The sequence below is a fragment of the Caballeronia udeis genome (genome assembly GCF_001544555.2).
GTDB classification, from domain to species: Bacteria; Pseudomonadota; Gammaproteobacteria; order Burkholderiales; family Burkholderiaceae; genus Caballeronia; species Caballeronia udeis.
In genome coordinates this window covers 33,513-48,404 of record NZ_FCOK02000059.1, presented here as the reverse complement: position 1 = coordinate 48,404, position 14,892 = coordinate 33,513, and the positions used below count along the sequence as shown (strand labels likewise).

15 protein-coding genes are annotated in these 14,892 nt (G+C 59.3%); 13 read left to right on the top strand and 2 right to left on the bottom strand.

Annotated features, from left to right (window positions below):
* Positions 1 to 35: 35 nt before the first annotated feature.
* The 8 genes from AWB69_RS31790 (at position 36) to AWB69_RS31755 (ending at position 6,398) form a co-directional block, all read left to right on the top strand.
* Positions 36 to 1,958 carry an ABC transporter permease gene (locus tag AWB69_RS31790; RefSeq protein ID WP_062090792.1) on the top strand — a complete coding sequence of 641 codons (1,923 nt, stop codon included), beginning with the start codon at positions 36 to 38 and terminating at the stop codon, positions 1,956 to 1,958.
* Positions 1,955 to 2,740, top strand: coding sequence for an ABC transporter ATP-binding protein (locus tag AWB69_RS31785; RefSeq protein WP_062090791.1), 786 nt, complete (start codon positions 1,955 to 1,957; stop codon positions 2,738 to 2,740). Before AWB69_RS31790 ends, AWB69_RS31785 begins: the two co-directional genes overlap by 4 nt.
* On the top strand, positions 2,740 to 3,468 hold the full coding sequence (locus AWB69_RS31780) for an ABC transporter ATP-binding protein (RefSeq protein WP_062090790.1): 729 nt from the start codon (positions 2,740 to 2,742) through the stop codon (positions 3,466 to 3,468). The genes AWB69_RS31785 and AWB69_RS31780 overlap by 1 nt, the downstream gene beginning before the upstream one ends.
* A 126-nt stretch (positions 3,469 to 3,594) precedes the next feature.
* A complete protein-coding gene (locus AWB69_RS31775; protein WP_062090789.1) occupies positions 3,595 to 4,812 on the top strand; it encodes an ABC transporter substrate-binding protein in 1,218 nt (405 codons plus the stop codon).
* A gap of 189 nt (positions 4,813 to 5,001) precedes the next feature.
* Entirely contained in the window at positions 5,002 to 5,313 is a 312-nt protein-coding gene (locus tag AWB69_RS31770) for a plasmid mobilization protein (protein ID WP_062090788.1), read from the top strand.
* Positions 5,314 to 5,377: 64 nt separating this feature from the next.
* Positions 5,378 to 5,668, top strand: a complete 291-nt coding sequence (locus tag AWB69_RS31765) for a nucleotidyltransferase family protein (protein ID WP_062090787.1) — start codon at positions 5,378 to 5,380, stop codon at positions 5,666 to 5,668.
* Between the two features lie 71 nt (positions 5,669 to 5,739).
* A complete protein-coding gene (locus tag AWB69_RS31760; RefSeq protein ID WP_231937302.1) occupies positions 5,740 to 6,060 on the top strand; it encodes a toxin-antitoxin system TumE family protein in 321 nt (106 codons plus the stop codon).
* A complete protein-coding gene (locus AWB69_RS31755) occupies positions 6,057 to 6,398 on the top strand; it encodes an HVO_A0114 family putative DNA-binding protein (protein WP_062090786.1) in 342 nt (113 codons plus the stop codon). Before AWB69_RS31760 ends, AWB69_RS31755 begins: the two co-directional genes overlap by 4 nt.
* 171 nt (positions 6,399 to 6,569) lie before the next feature.
* Here AWB69_RS31755 and AWB69_RS31750 read toward each other — a convergent pair whose 3' ends face one another.
* Positions 6,570 to 7,133: a lipid-binding SYLF domain-containing protein gene (locus AWB69_RS31750; RefSeq protein WP_062090785.1), complete on the bottom strand. Its 564-nt coding sequence runs from the start codon at positions 7,131 to 7,133 to the stop codon at positions 6,570 to 6,572.
* A 647-nt stretch (positions 7,134 to 7,780) separates the two neighbouring features.
* On the opposite strand from AWB69_RS31750, the gene AWB69_RS31745 reads away from it, so the two are divergent.
* The 5 genes from AWB69_RS31745 (at position 7,781) to AWB69_RS31725 (ending at position 13,065) form a co-directional block, all read left to right on the top strand.
* Positions 7,781 to 8,854 (top strand): LysR family transcriptional regulator, encoded by a 1,074-nt coding sequence (locus tag AWB69_RS31745; protein ID WP_062090784.1) that lies wholly within the window; start codon positions 7,781 to 7,783, stop codon positions 8,852 to 8,854.
* Between the two features lie 98 nt (positions 8,855 to 8,952).
* Positions 8,953 to 9,588 carry a DUF4286 family protein gene (locus tag AWB69_RS31740; RefSeq protein ID WP_156529031.1) on the top strand — a complete coding sequence of 212 codons (636 nt, stop codon included), beginning with the start codon at positions 8,953 to 8,955 and terminating at the stop codon, positions 9,586 to 9,588.
* Between the two features lie 35 nt (positions 9,589 to 9,623).
* Positions 9,624 to 10,931 carry an MFS transporter gene (locus tag AWB69_RS31735; protein WP_062090782.1) on the top strand — a complete coding sequence of 436 codons (1,308 nt, stop codon included), beginning with the start codon at positions 9,624 to 9,626 and terminating at the stop codon, positions 10,929 to 10,931.
* A gap of 60 nt (positions 10,932 to 10,991) precedes the next feature.
* Positions 10,992 to 11,693 carry a DUF2848 domain-containing protein gene (locus AWB69_RS31730; RefSeq protein WP_062090781.1) on the top strand — a complete coding sequence of 234 codons (702 nt, stop codon included), beginning with the start codon at positions 10,992 to 10,994 and terminating at the stop codon, positions 11,691 to 11,693.
* 19 nt (positions 11,694 to 11,712) lie between these two features.
* Positions 11,713 to 13,065 carry an amidase gene (locus tag AWB69_RS31725; RefSeq protein WP_062090780.1) on the top strand — a complete coding sequence of 451 codons (1,353 nt, stop codon included), beginning with the start codon at positions 11,713 to 11,715 and terminating at the stop codon, positions 13,063 to 13,065.
* A gap of 440 nt (positions 13,066 to 13,505) precedes the next feature.
* Here AWB69_RS31725 and AWB69_RS31720 read toward each other — a convergent pair whose 3' ends face one another.
* Positions 13,506 to 14,660 (bottom strand): YncE family protein, encoded by a 1,155-nt coding sequence (locus AWB69_RS31720; protein ID WP_156529030.1) that lies wholly within the window; start codon positions 14,658 to 14,660, stop codon positions 13,506 to 13,508.
* Positions 14,661 to 14,892 lie beyond the last annotated feature (232 nt).

Sequence of the window (14,892 nt, the reverse complement as noted above, 5' to 3'; positions counted from 1 at the left end):
AATACCTTGATGAAATCCGAGCGATAGAGGCGTCGATGCTTTCGAATCTGGCTGTACAACTCATCAACGGACTAGCGGACGCGTGCGCCATGTTTCTTGTCGCGTCCGGTTTGTCGTTGATCTTCGGCGTGACGCGAATCGTCAATTTTGCGCACGGCTCGTTCTACATGCTTGGCGTGTATGTGGCCTGCAGTATCGCCAGCCGGTTCGGTTCGACCGTCGCCGGTTTCTGGCTTTCGATGCTTGCGGCAGCGCTCGTCGTTGCCGTGCTCGGTGCGCTGGTTGAAGTGGTCGTGCTTCGGCGCATCTATCAGGCGCCGGAGTTATTCCACTTGCTGGCAACGTTTGCGCTGGTGCTGATCTTTCGCGACGCCGCGCTGTACATCTGGGGCCCGGAAGATTTGTTCGGACCGCGCGCTCCGCTGCTTGGCGGCGCAGTCACTCTGCTCGGTCACGCGCTGCCCACCTATGACCTTGCATTGATCGTGATCGGTCCCGTGGTGCTGGGCATCCTCTGGTTCGGTCTGACCAAAACGCGCTGGGGCACGCTCGTGCGCGCGGCGACCGGTGACCGGGAAATGCTGGGTGCGCTCGGCATCAACCAGGCGTGGCTGTTCACGGGCGTATTTTTTATCGGCGCATTCCTCGCAGGTCTTGGCGGCGCGCTTCAGGTGCCGCGCATGTCGGCGAACCTGTCGCTTGATATCGATACGATCGGCAATGCGTTCGTCGTGGTGGTGGTCGGCGGCATGGGCTCGATTCCGGGCGCGTTCGTGGCGGCGCTGCTGATCGCGGAGATCAAGGCGCTATGCATTGGCATAGGCGACGTAACCATTGGCGGCGTGGTGTTTTCGCTGAGCAAGTTCACGCTGGTGGCCGAGTTCGTGGTGATGGCCATCGTGCTGGTCGTGCGTCCGTGGGGGTTGCTTGGCCGCGCACAGGCCGCCGTTCGCACCATGGCCGCCGCTGAAACACCGCTACGTCTCGCCGATACGCGGCTGAAGATATTCGCGGGCGTCGTGCTGACGGTGCTTGTGCTGGCACCTCTGCTTTCAGGCGTGTTTCCCTACATGCCGGTGTTGCTGGTCGAGATCCTGATCGCGGTTTTGTTCGCGACGAGCCTGCATTTCATCATGGGGCCGGGCGGCATGCATTCGTTCGGTCATGCCGCGTATTTCGGTTTGGGTGCGTACGGGGCCGCGTTATTCCTGAAGGTCCTGAACCTGCCAATGGAGGCCGCGCTTGTGCTCGGCCCGCTGCTTGCGGGCGTCGGGGCGATCGTGTTCGGGTGGTTCTGCGTGCGTTTGTCGGGCGTTTATCTCGCGATGCTGACGCTGGCCTTCGCGCAGATCGTGTGGTCGATCGTGTTCCAGTGGGACGCGGTGACGGGCGGCAGCAATGGCATTCTCAATCTATGGCCGTCGAGCTGGCTTAGCTCGACAGTGGCGTACTACTACGTGACCCTGGTGTTCGCGGTCCTGGGTGTCTGGCTCCTCAGGCGAATGTTGTTCTCACCGCTCGGTTACGCCATGCGTGCCTCGCGCGATTCCACCTTGCGCGCCGAAGCAATCGGTATTGATGTAAAGCGCGTGCAGTGGGTGGCGTTCATCATCGCGTCATTATTCTGCGGCCTCGCGGGATCGCTGTATGCGTTCTCGAAGGGGTCGATCTCGCCTGAGGTGATCAGCGTCGGGCGTTCGGTCGACGGTCTCGTCATGGTGCTGCTCGGTGGCTTGCAGACGCTCACCGGGCCGATTGTCGGCGCGGCGGTGTTCACATGGCTCCAGGATACGGTCGCGCGTCAGACGGACTACTGGGAGGCTCTGCTGGGCGCGGCGATCCTGGTATTGGTGATCGCGTTCCCGCAGGGGATCGTGGGATTTGTGCGGGACAAGCTGGGTTCGCACAAGAATTCCGATGGCAGCGTGGCCTCGCAACCTGCCAAGGAGGCGCTGTGACCCTTCTGCGCGTCTCTCATCTTGCGAAGTCGTTCGGCGGCGTCAAAGCGGTCGATGACGTTTCCTTCGATCTGCACGCGGGCCAGTTGCTCGCGCTGATCGGTCCGAACGGTGCCGGCAAGTCGACCTGCTTCAACATGCTCAACGGGCAGTTGAGACCGAGTTCGGGCTCCATCCTTTTCGATGACCACGAGATCGCCGGCAAACGTCCACGCGATATCTGGCGTCTTGGCGTTGGCCGGACCTTCCAGATTGCCGCGACTTTCAATTCGATGACGGTGATTGAAAACGTGCAGATGGCGCTTGTTTCGCGGGACCGCCAGCTATTCAACTTGTGGAAACCGGCATCGTCCATTCACGCCGATGAAGCGATTGCGTTGCTCGAACAGGTCGGCATGGCGGCGCATGCGAAGCGCGCTTGCGGCGTGCTGGCTTATGGCGATGTGAAGCGCGTCGAACTGGCCATTGCACTTGCCAACAAACCGAAACTGTTGCTGATGGACGAACCGACGGCGGGCATGGCGCCCAAGGAGCGCAACGACCTGATGGCGCTGACCAAGCAACTGGTGATCGACCACAAGCTCGGTGTGCTGTTCACGGAGCACAGCATGGACGTGGTGTTTGCCTACGCCGACAAGCTGATCGTGCTCGCACGCGGCAAGCTGATTGGCGAGGGGGATGCAGAAACCGTCCGCAACGATCCCCGTGTGCGCGAGGTGTATTTCGGCACGGGGAAATCTTTCACGCCGCGTGCATCGCTCGCGGCCGACGGAGTCGCCTGATGAACGCGGCTACTCAAGACAAGACCATGTTGAATGTCTCCGGCCTGAACGCGTTCTATGGCCGCGCGCAAATCCTGTACGACGTTGAACTCGAAGTGGGTCGCGGCGAAGTGGTCGCGCTGATGGGCCGCAATGGCGAGGGCAAGTCGACCACGATGAAAGCGCTGATGGGCATGCTGCCCTCGCGGCAGGGAGCGATCAATTTCTGCGGGCATGACATTGCCCGGTTGCCGCCGTATCGTATTGCACGGCTCGGCATGGGCTTCGTACCGGAAGACCGGCGCGTGTTCGGCGACCTGACGGTCATGGAGAATCTCGATACCGGCCGTCAGCCGCCGCGCGACGACGCGCCCCGCTGGACGCCGGAAAAGCTGTTTCGCCTGTTCCCGAATCTTGGCGAGATGCCGAATCGTCCCGGCAGCCAGATGAGCGGTGGCGAGCAGCAGATGCTGACTGTTTCGCGTACGCTCATGGGCAATCCCACGCTGGTTTTGCTGGATGAACCATCGGAGGGCGTGGCGCCGATCATCGTTGAACAGATGGCGAACATGATTCTCGAGTTGAAGCGCGAAGGGCTGTCCATCCTGCTGTCCGAGCAGAACATGCATTTCGCCGAACTCGTCAGCGACCGCGCCTACGTGCTCGAAAAAGGGCAGATCCGGTTTAGCGGCACGATAGATGAGCTCGCCCGCGACGAAGCCGTGCGGCGGGCGTACCTAAGTGTTTAAGCTGTCCAAGCTGTTTAATCGCGTTCAGCCAGGCAAAGATCGACCAGGGGTATTCTTCAATCCACCTTAGCCATTAGCCACCTCACTTGGCACTCAACCTAGCCGCTTTACCCGGAGAGAAAAACTATGACCACGCGTGTTGGATCGTTGCTGCGCTTAACCGCCTTCATGGTTGCGCCCCTGGCCGCCGCTTTGGTGTCGGCAGGCGCCGCCGCCCAGACCATCAAGATTGGCGAGATCAACAGTTATAAAGCGCAGCCCGCGTTCCTCGGTCCGTACAAGAACGGCTGGAACATGGCGCTTGACGAGGTCAACGCGGCGGGCGGCATCGACGGCAAGAAGCTCGAAGTCATCTCGCGCGACGACAACGGCAACCCGGGCGATACGGTTCGGGTTGCGCAGGAGTTGGTCACGGGCGAACAGGTCTCGCTGTTGTTCGGCGGCTTTTTGTCGAACACAGGGTTGGCGCTTGCCGACTACGCGAAGCAACGCAAGGTTTTCTTCCTGGCTGCTGAACCGCTGACCGACAAGATCGTCTGGCAGGACGGCAACAAGTACACATACCGGCTGCGGCCGTCGACCTATATGCAGGTCGCGATGCTCGTGCCCGAAGCCGCCAAGCTGCACAAGAAGCGCTGGGCGGTGGTTTATCCGAACTATGAATACGGCCAGTCGGCAGTGGCGACGTTCAAGCGGTTGCTGAAAGCGGCGCAGCCGGACGTCGAGTTCGTTGCGGACCAGGCGGCACCCCTTGGCAAGCTGGATGCCGGTGCGGTTACGCAAGCGCTCGCGGACGCGAAGCCCGATGCCATTTTCAATGTTGAGTTCGCTGCCGATCTCGGCAAGTTCGTGCGTGAGGGCAATACGCGTGGCTTGTTCAAGGATGTTTCCGTCGTGTCGCTGCTGACGGGCGAGCCTGAATATCTCGATCCGCTCGGATCCGAGGCGCCGGTCGGCTGGATCGTGACGGGGTATCCGTGGTACTCGATCGATACCCCTGCTAACCGCAAATTCGTCGCGGCCTATGAGACGAAATATCACGACTATCCGCGGGTGGGATCGGTGGTGGGTTACTCGGCGTTGATGTCGATTGCGAACGGCTTGAAGAAGGCCAAGTCGACCGATCCGGACAAGCTTGCTGCGGCGTTCAAGGGCTTGAAGGTCGATACGCCGTTTGGTCCCATCACGTACCGCGCGCAGGACAACCAGTCGACGATGGGCGCGTATGTGGGTACGACGGCGTTGAAGGACGGCAAGGGCATCATGACGAACTATAAGTACATCGATGGTGCGAGCGTCCAGCCATCGGATGCGGAAGTGGCGAAGCTGCGCGCAGCAGATTAAGTCGATGCGCTGTGTTGTGTGAGAACGGCCCGCGGAAGCGGGCCGTTCTCGTTGGTGGGGCGGGCGAGGGACTTGGTTCGGAACGTTGCTGGCATCGATCGAATCGGTTGAAACGGTAAAAACCACTTGACCGCTACCGGAAACAGCCTGATATGTACGTCTCAGGTTGACGTACATGGGAGTGTAGGAATGGCTGGTGAAACGGAACGGATTGTTGTCCGGGTAACACCGGTTCAAAAGCGGGCGATTGCGAGTACCGCCAAGGACCTCGGGCTTAACGTCAGCGAATCGATGCGTCAGGTGGTGCAGGACGTCACGCCATCAGACGATGAAGAAAATATCAACGCACTGATCTCGCGCGTGAATGTGTCCACGCAGGAAGCGAACGACGCACTCGATGATGCGTTGTCATTCGTTGCAGAATCGAACAAGCGCATCGCGGCAATGACGAGGGTTGGCTCACGCAGGCGGTATTCGCATGGGACGAAGATCACGCAGTAACGTGATTTTTCTGTCTTGGCCTTCAGCCCCCCGATGGAACTTAAACAGCGTAGGAGTTTGTTCGATGAAGCTATCCATTGCACTTGATGCACACCGCGCGGAAATCCGACTGATTGTCGAGGCAAACCGAGCCGTCAATGCGCGCGTATTTGGCTCCGCCTTGCGCGGGGAAGATACTGAAGACAGTGATCTGGATATCCTGGTTGACCCGGAACCGGGCATGACCCTGTTGAATATCGGCTCGATCCGGCGTCAACTGGCACAGTTGCTAGGCGTCTCGGTAGACGTACACACTCCCAATGCACTTCCCGAAAAATTTCGTGATGCCGTGGTTGCCGAGGCGGTGCCGGTATGAGTCGTGACAAACAACGCTCGCAGGACGCTACACGGCGACGCTGTGATCCGTAACAAAGTGTGTTGGAGTAATTGACAACACTCAACGCTGTTGTCATAATGTCCAACATGAAAGCCACCTTGTTACTCAAAGAGCGTCACGCAGTCAACGAGCAGGCTTTTGCCGAATTACTTGTCTGGAAGGTGCCTGGGCCGTTGCGTGGCAGCGCTCACCTGTTCAAATACAGCCTTGCCTATATCGTCGTAGGCGAGTGCGTTTTGCGGTACGACAACGAGCGCGGCAAGGGGGATCACCGCCACATTGGCGACGTTGAAACCCCTTACTCTTTTTCGACACCTGCGCAGCTCCTCGCGGATTTTTGGGCTGACGTAGACAACTGGAGCCCGTCATGAAAACCGTCACGCTGGGCGTCGCTTCGCGCGAAGCCGTCAACAAGCGCTTTTTGGCAGCATTCGAGGGTAAGACGCAAGGCGCATACATCACGTTCGAATCGCCGGAACTGCTGTTCCAGACGCTTACGCAAATGCGTTGGAACATCATCAAAGCCATCACGGGGGCCGGGCCGCTATCGATTCGTGAGATTGCCCGTCGCGTGGGGCGAGACGTGAAGGCCGTGCATCGAGACGTGCATGCGTTGCTTGACGCCGGAGTGATCGAGCGTAACGCAGATGGCATGATCGTCTTCCCTTACGAGGCCGTCCACGTCGATTTCATGCTGCAGGCAGCGTAAGAAGACGAAATCTTCCGGACACGGTGTTCGCGCACTCGACCGGGAACGAGTAGGCGCCGAACTTCGGCGCCTGCAACTTGCAGATGTATGAACGCGGGTATCTGGCGGCTGTGAGGTACGCGCCCAATGAACCACAAGTTTCACCCGCAGATCATCTGCACAACCAACCGCTCACGGACTAAGCTTCGAGATTTTCTGGCCCTGGATTCCTACTCCGGCCATCAGCCCCTGCTGGCCATAAATGAACGCATACACGTCCGATTTCAGCGTGGTCGATGTCAGCGACCGGGCCGTGCCGGAATCCACTACAACAACACTTGGACCTGCTCCAATCGACCACCCGCCGCTAGTCTGCAGATAGTTGATTGCGGAATCGCTTGTGAGGAACATGGCTTCCTGAAACGACTGTGCGCCGGCCTGCAGACCATACGAAACGGACGTTGCGTTGTAGTAGCCCATCACTCTTCCATCCGCACCGAACATCACGCCGTTTCCTTCCTCGGCCCCAACGATCAAACCGGCCTTGAGTATCTCCGGAAACACGAGCACCGCCTTCGCTCGGGCCTGGAGCAACTTTGCATTGGGTGTGGTGCTGTACAACTGCTGTAACGCTGCGCGTGCTTTTGCTTCCAGGTCGGGGTCAACTGCGCTGGACGGCGGTATTTGCGAAGTGGAGCAGGAGGTCGCAAGCAGCAGGAGCAGGTTAACGAGGATGAGTCTGATGCATCTGGCCATGAGGTCAACTCCGCTTGCAGATCGGCCGTATCCGGTTGAATACAGCCCTGGGGTGGTTCGTCCGGGGTTCGGTACAGATGAGTTTTATCGGTGGTATTGCGATTAATTTTTTGATTTCAAACGTATTCTTCCGCGTGAGAGTGTGAATAAATCGAAGAAATAATTGAGGGCGATTTTGTTGTTTGAAACGATTTAATGATTAATGCTCGTGTTTGCAATAATAAAAATTAGCAAGCGACGCCCATTAACAAAACGTTTTGAAACGGTAAACGTGTTTAACGCCCGAGGCTTGCAGGACGGCGCTGCGACTCACATAACAGGCTCTGGATAATCGATCAATTCAATCTGCCGGGGCTCGACGAGCACGCTTATCTGTTCTTGCTTTATTCAACTTGAGGTTTCATAAGGCACGAGGTTATATCAAGCATTGTCATTTGGCAAAGCATCAGATGCACAGAAAATTATAGAAATAATGGCTAAATTTATTTCGAAATTTAAATTCTCCCTATTTCGCGTCTATTTCACCAAAACGTATATATAAACGCCTCGTTCCATTGCAAGCCTCTCCGCGGCCAGATCGCGCGCTGATCTGGCCATGCGTTACGACGCGTTACCATGCCGGTTCGTCCCGACTTGCGACCTTTGCCGTGAACATCCGCTTCCTCGAAACCTTTGTCTGGCTCGCCAAACTGCAGAACTTCCGTCTCACGGCCGAGAAATTGCACACCACGCAAGCAGCGGTCTCAAGCCGGATAGCATCGCTTGAAGAGAGCTTCGACGTCCGCCTGTTCGACCGTAACTCGCGCTCCGCCACGCTGACTCCGGCGGGCCGCAAGATGCTGGCCTATGCGGAGCGCATCGTGCGCCTTGGCGAGGAGATGCGCCGGGAAGTCGACGACGCCGACGCAGACGCGGGCCTCATCCGCATCGGCGTGATCGAATCGATCGTGCACAGCTGGTTCCCGGCGCTGATGGCGCTGGTGCGCGAGCGTTATCCCCGGCTCGAAATAGAAGTCACCAGCGACACGACGATTCACCTCGCGAACCTGCTGCGCGGCGGTGAGATCGAGTTGATCCTGCAGACCGATGCAATCGCCGGCCCCGACTTCACGAATCTGCCGCTCTGCGAATTCCCGGTGCGCTGGGTAGCCAGTCCCAAGCTCGGGCTCTCAGGCCGGACCCTCGATCTCGTGGATCTCGCGGACTTTCCTATCGTCAGCTTTTCGCGTCACTCCGGTCCGCACGCAACGCTTGAGCAACTCTTCGCACTGGCGGTCGAGCGACCCGCGCGGATCAACTGCATCACGTCGGTGGCAGCTATGATTCGGCTGGTTGCGGACGGTTTCGGAGTCGCTGCGCTGCCGCCCGCGATCATCCAGCGCGAGTTGCGCGAGGGGACGCTCGAAGTCCTCGACGTGAGCGCCGAGTTCCCCGCGCTGCCGCTGATGGCGACCTGCCGGGCGCACAGTCATCCGCTCGCCGCGCGTATTGCCGATCTGGCACGGCAAGCCGCGAGCGAATTCGAAGCAGCGCTCCGCGCTGAGCCGGCACCGGCTGCGAATGCCGAGGCTAAGCCGGTGGCATCGCCAAAACGCGGTGCGCGCAAGACTGGCAGCGCGCAGACGTTGCCGCCGGCGGTCAATGCCGGCAAGCCGGGCCGCACGCGTAAATCCGCGCAAAGCAAGTCATCGGAAAGCAAGTCGCGGGAAAGCAAGTCATAAGGAAACTTGTTCGCGCCGTATTTGTTTTCTTGTTGGACCGAAGTACCCGCTGCTCGCGACACTGTTCCCATTACGAATCCACTTTCGCCAGGGAACGACTGATGAGCACATCACAACCGCAGGGACAGCTTTGCATCTGGACGGATACCGACCCTGATCCGGTGCAGGAAGCGGATTTCAATGCGTGGTACGACCGCGAGCACATGCAGGAACGCGTCGCGATTCCGGGCTTTCGCTACGCACGCCGCTTCAAGGCGACCGACGGCTGCCCGCGCCGCTACCTCGCGCTCTATGTGACCGAGTCGCTCGACGTTTTTCGCAGTGACGCTTATCAGCGCGCATTCACTCAGCAAACCCCGTGGTCCCTCGGCAACTTTGCGCGGATGACCAACACGCAGCGACGCGTGGGCGAACTGACGCTTGAAAAGGGCGACGGCGAGGGCGCATTTCTCGCGCTGTTCGTGCTGCCGCCCGAACGCGTTGAAGCCGCGTTGTTGAAGCCGCGCTTTGAAGCAGGCCTGCGTCAGGCGGGCATTCATGCCGCACGGCTGTTTTGCACGGCGCCTGCGCTGTCGGTGTCGCTGACGGCATCGAAGGAACCGGTATTGCCCGCTGCCGATGCGCTCGTGCTGATCGAAGGCAGTGACGCCGAGGCCACTCGCGCGCTTGCTGAATCACTCGCGGACGGCGCTGAAGTCCGTACGTTCCAGATGCTCTGGCGCATTTCGGCCTGACCCTGACCCCACGTTTTGATCATCCGAGGTTCCCGATGAATACACTTGCCCGGCAATCCGATCTTGGTTCGCCGCACGTCGGCCGCGGTCGTCTGGCGACGGCGAGCATGGTCGGCACGTCGCTGGAGTGGTACGACTTCACGATCTACAACACGCTCGCCGCACTGGTTTTCAATCACCTGTTCTTCCCCTCCGTCGATCCGCTCGCAGGCACCATTCTCGCGTTCTCGACCTACGCGGTGGGGTATATCTCGCGGCCTCTCGGCGGTGTGATCTTCGGCAATCTGGGCGACCGCATTGGCCGTCGCGCTGTCTTGATGCTCACCCTCGTGCTGATGGGTATCACCACGGCGCTGATGGGTTTCCTGCCGACCTACGCGGCCATCGGCATCTATAGTCCGATCCTGCTCGTCGCGCTGCGCTTCGTGCAGGGCATCGCGCTTGGCGGCGAGTGGGCCGGGGCCGTGTTGTTATCGATCGAACATGGCGATCAGAACAAGCGCGGCCTGAGCGCTTCGTGGACGCAGGTCGGGCCTTCGTTCGGCACGCTGCTCGGCACCGGTCTCATCGCGCTTATCACGCTCGTGGTCTCCCCGGACGACTTCCTCGCCTGGGGTTGGCGGTTGCCTTTTGTCGCCAGCATGCTGCTGGTGGTTTTTGGCCTGTGGGTGCGCCGCGGTGTCGATGAAACGCCGCAATTCGAGCAACTCAGCCACGCCCATGCAACGGCCAAGGTGCCCGTGGTTGAAGTGCTCACGCAGCACTGGCGGCGTCTCCTGATTGCAGGCGGTTCGCGAATCGGATCGGACGTGTTGTACGCGTTGCTGGTCGTGTTCACGCTGACCTACGTCACGACCGTGCTGCATCTTTCGCGCACGACGGCGCTGACCGCCGTGCTGATTGGTACCGCGTGCAATGCGCTGAGCGTGCCGTTCTTCGGGGCGCTGTCGGATCGGTTCGGGCGTCGGCCGGTCTATCTCGCCGGTGCGTTTGCCGCGCTGGTATGGGCGTTTGTTTTCTTCGTGCTCGTCGATAGCGCGCAACCGTGGCAGATCGTGCTCGCCGTCGTAGTGGGGCTCGTCATCCATGCAGTGATGTATGGGCCGCAAGCGGCGTTCGTGACCGAGCAGTTTCCCACTCGCGTGCGTTATGCCGGATCGTCGCTCGCCTATACGCTGGCCGGTATTCTTGGCGGCGGCTTCGCGCCGCTCATCATCGTGAGCCTGTTCAAGCACTACAACAGTTCGCTGGCGGTGTCGGTGTATGTGGCGCTTGCGGTGATTGTCACCGGCATCTCGCTGATCGTCGCGCGTGAGACTGCGCGAAGGCCGCTGGAAAACTAACGCGCTACCTGTCGTCCCGGCGCGCATTGCCGCGCCGCGCTCATCTAATCAAGCCTCCCAATGACTACGCTTTCCTTCAATGTATTTCCCCTCGGCGCAGCGCCTGTGTCGACTACGTCCAACATAGATGACCTCGTGATTGCGGGCTGGGCAGGGCGCGACCCTGCGGCGATCCGGGCGCATATCGATGAACTCGCGGCGCTCGGTGTAGCACCGCCATCGACCACGCCCTGTTTCTATCGCCTGGCCGCTGGCCTGCTCACGCAGGACGAGACCATCACCGTGCTCGGTGCACGCTCGGGTGGCGAGGTTGAATGTGTGCTGCTCGATAGCCCGCTCGGTACGCTGGTCGCTATTGGTTCCGATCATACGGACCGCGAAGTAGAGGCGTATGGCGTGGCGGTATCGAAGCAGGTTTGTGCAAAACCGCTTAGCCGCGATGCCTGGCTTTATGCCGATGTCGCCGCGCATTGGGATCAGTTGACAATGCGCTCATGGCTAAGCGGTGCCGACGGCGAGCGCCGCGTTTATCAATCGGGGGTGGTGAACGGCCTGCTTGAACCGGCTGATTTGTGGAGCAGGTTCGCGGGAGCCCCGGCACTCCGCGCGAAGAGCGCGATGTTCGGCGGCACGCTTGCCGTGCACGGCGCAATCGCGGCGATGTCCTCGGGCGATGTCTTCGAACTCGAGCTCCACGATCCCGTGCTCGAGCGCACTTTGCAACATCGGTATTCGGTGGCTTCGCTGCCGGTCGTCGCCTGACTTTTACTGGATATCATCCATGACGCTCTTCGCTCCCAAGACACCGCTCGCAGAACTCGCCGCCATGCTCGACGCAGGCACCACGACGAGTCGCGAACTCACTGAAACCGCGTTGGAACGCATTGCTGCCGATGGCGGCAACGGCGGCGCCGCGTTCTGTTTCGTCGATGCCGACGGCGCTCGCCGCCAGGCCGATGCCCTCGATGCACTCCGCCGCGCCGGCACGCGTCTCTCGCCGCTTGCCGGTGTGCCGATATCAGTAAAGGATCTCTTCGACGTACAAGGCCAGCCGACCCGCGCCGGTTCCCGCGTCCTCGCCGATGCTCCTCCAGCCCGCGCCGATGCACCCGCGATCGCCCGGTTAAGGCAAGCCGGCGCGGTGCTGATCGGGCGCACCAACATGAGCGAGTTCGCATTCTCCGGGCTGGGCCTGAATCCACACTACGGCACGCCTGCGTCACCGTGGCGCCGCAGCGAGAGGCATGTGGCGGGAGGGTCGTCGTCGGGAGCGGCGGCTTCGGTGGCCGATGGATTGGCGGCAGCAGGCCTTGGCAGCGACACGGGCGGGTCCCTGCGAATTCCCGCCGCGTTTTGCGGGCTCACGGGTTTTAAACCGAGCGCGGGACGTGTGCCTACCGAGGGAGTTGTGCCGTTGTCGCCTACGCTGGATGTGGTCGGTGCCATTGCACCAAGCGTCGTGTGCTGCGCGATGGTGGACGGGGTGCTCTCGGGAGCATCGTTCGATGCAAGAAGGCCGCTAGCGGGCGCACGGTTCGCGGTGCTGCGCAACTACGTGATGGACGGTATCGAGCCGGAAGTTGCGCGAACTTATGAAGCCGCGTTGGACAAGCTTGCTCGAGCCGGCGCCTTGCTGACTGAAGTCCGTTTTGCGCCGCTCGATTCGCTCCCCGCGATCAACACGTTCGGCTTCTCGCCGATAGAAGCGTTTGCCGCTCATCGCTCGCGGCTGGGTACTCAAGCTGATATGTACGACCGGCGCGTGCTGGCTCGGATCAGGCGCGGCGAGGCGGCATCGGCGGCGGATTACCTTGATCTGCTGGCGACGCGGCGTGCGACCATCGTGGCGGCTCGGCAGTTCTTTGCCGGTTTCGATGCGTTTGTCATGCCCACGGTTCCTATTGCGCCACCTGCGATTGCCGCCCTCGAAGCCGATGACGCCGCTTTCGCCGCAGCCAACGCGCTGGTGCTGCGCAATCCAAGCGTGGTGAATTTTCTCGATGGCTGCGCGGTTTCAATGCCTTGTCATCGCGAGGGAGAAACGCCGGTGGGGTTGAGCATCGGCGGGTTTCATGGTGAGGATGAAGCGATTCTCGCGCTGGCGGGCGCGGTGGAAAACGCGCTGAGGGTTTGAGAGGAGGGGGATGGCGCGTACGGCTCTTGCTGCCTGGCTGGCTCGCGCCGTTCATAACGAAGCAAGAGCCTAAGCCTCATTTAAATCAACACGTTGCTGCAACTCACCCGAACTTGTCCACAGCCTTGCCAACAATTTCTGTGGACAACTTCATCCCGCTACGCGCGTCTGTTGAAAGCCTCGGAAGGCGTACGTTTCAAGTGACTCGGAACAGCCGCGATGATTGCACACATGAAGCGTGAGAAGGTGGACAAGACGAACCCAGAGATTGCTGCAGGACCCGCGCGTAGTGCAGGCCGTCGAGCAGTCGCTGATGCTCGACAGTGCAAACGATGAGGTCAAAGCGATGCTGTGGACAGGTGACATTGGTCACCTGCCCAGCCACGCATCAACCTGGAAACGCCGGACCGGCCGTTCCAGGCAACCTTGTGGATATGTATCTATCGGCAGATGGGATTTGTACTGACCAACTTGAAGCTGACTTGGGGATACACGGACGAGGGACCGGAAACGGTGGGTACCCAATCGGCCTTGGCGGATACCAGATCGCTGGCCGGATCGAGCGACATAATGGATGGAACGGACGTACCATTCCCCGCAGCGGGAGATTGCGCCGCAACTATGCGCATGCCGTCCCGAGTGATCGAAAACGAGCTAGCTTGCAGGAGAGACGCTATTTTCGTTGTGGTCACAGAATATGTCTCCATGTCAACGATGAACATTTGGCCCCCAGGTCCGCCCCAGCTTGGCATGTATAGTTTTTTGCCATCAGCGGTCAACTGCACATCGCCGTAGAACGTGGTCGGGAAGACGACACGTTTCACCAGCGTGAGTTCGCTGTGACCTGCGTTGGGTTGCAGCACGAGTAGCTCAGCGTTATAGCCATTCGCGGATGGCCCATTTACCTTTACATACACCGTTTTTCCATCCGGGCTGACGACGATCTGGTAAAGGGTTCCATCTGTCCACTTGGACGCGCCAGCTTTCACATTGACGATGCCCTGGAGCACGCCGCTTGCGGTATTGATGATCGCTATATTCCCCTCCTGGTGAGGAACATAGAGCCAGGCGCCGTCAGGAGAAAGTGTGCCTCCCCAAGGAGTACGGCCCGTTTTGATAACACCCAACTGTCTCGTCAGATCACCGCTGAGCATGAGCACGGAATCACCTTCCGTGAGCGAGATAAATGCTCTACTTCCATCCGGCGAGAAATTGAGTCCCGTTATTCTGCCGCTGTAACCACTCGGCAATGGGATATCGACAGAGCGCGTGATCATGTCCGTTTCCGTGCTGATCACATCGATCGTACGTTTGTCTTTCGACGCGTCTTCGCTGTCTCTTTGCATGAAGACACGGGACTGGGCGGGATCAACGCCCAGAACATAAGGAGAGGTCGCGTTGGGTAAATCGATCTTCTTGATCAATTTGAAAGACGTCGCGTCAATCTTCACAACCTCGTGGCTTTTGTTCGATGCTGCGTAGATGAATGTGCCGATTTGCGTATCGGCAAACGTTTTAGCCCCCTGTAAGGCAAGAGCCAATCCGAAGCTAATTTTCCCCACATTCAGTACGGCTTTTTTAAGATTGCGTTTCAACTTATAAGCCTCTAGATCAAGTAAATAAGATTACATTTGGCTATCTGGTTGACTAAATGTCAAGGAATCGTTTGTTCATTTTTGTCGCACTCCATATAAATTACTTCGTAACCCATATTAACTTGAGTCGGATTTTTGATTGACCCCTCATGGCCGATCTATAGCACTAAGAAAATTCTTAAATTATCTGTCGCTTGCTGACGTGCACCCTTGAGCGATCCACTACCTCTAT

Bases quoted from the DNA above. Each gene is read 5' to 3' on its own strand.
- AWB69_RS31730 (WP_062090781.1), top strand. From the start codon at position 10,992: ATGACTACGCTTTCCTTCAATGTATTTCCCCTCGGCGCAGCGCCTGTG.
- AWB69_RS31725 (WP_062090780.1), top strand. From the start codon at position 11,713: ATGACGCTCTTCGCTCCCAAGACACCGCTCGCAGAACTCGCCGCCATG.
- AWB69_RS31770 (WP_062090788.1), top strand. From the start codon at position 5,002: ATGGCTGGTGAAACGGAACGGATTGTTGTCCGGGTAACACCGGTTCAA.
- AWB69_RS31755 (WP_062090786.1), top strand. From the start codon at position 6,057: ATGAAAACCGTCACGCTGGGCGTCGCTTCGCGCGAAGCCGTCAACAAG.
- AWB69_RS31735 (WP_062090782.1), top strand. From the start codon at position 9,624: ATGAATACACTTGCCCGGCAATCCGATCTTGGTTCGCCGCACGTCGGC.
- AWB69_RS31765 (WP_062090787.1), top strand. From the start codon at position 5,378: ATGAAGCTATCCATTGCACTTGATGCACACCGCGCGGAAATCCGACTG.
- AWB69_RS31750 (WP_062090785.1), bottom strand. From the start codon at position 7,133: ATGGCCAGATGCATCAGACTCATCCTCGTTAACCTGCTCCTGCTGCTT.
- AWB69_RS31775 (WP_062090789.1), top strand. From the start codon at position 3,595: ATGACCACGCGTGTTGGATCGTTGCTGCGCTTAACCGCCTTCATGGTT.
- AWB69_RS31780 (WP_062090790.1), top strand. From the start codon at position 2,740: ATGAACGCGGCTACTCAAGACAAGACCATGTTGAATGTCTCCGGCCTG.
- AWB69_RS31790 (WP_062090792.1), top strand. From the start codon at position 36: ATGCTTTCGAATCTGGCTGTACAACTCATCAACGGACTAGCGGACGCG.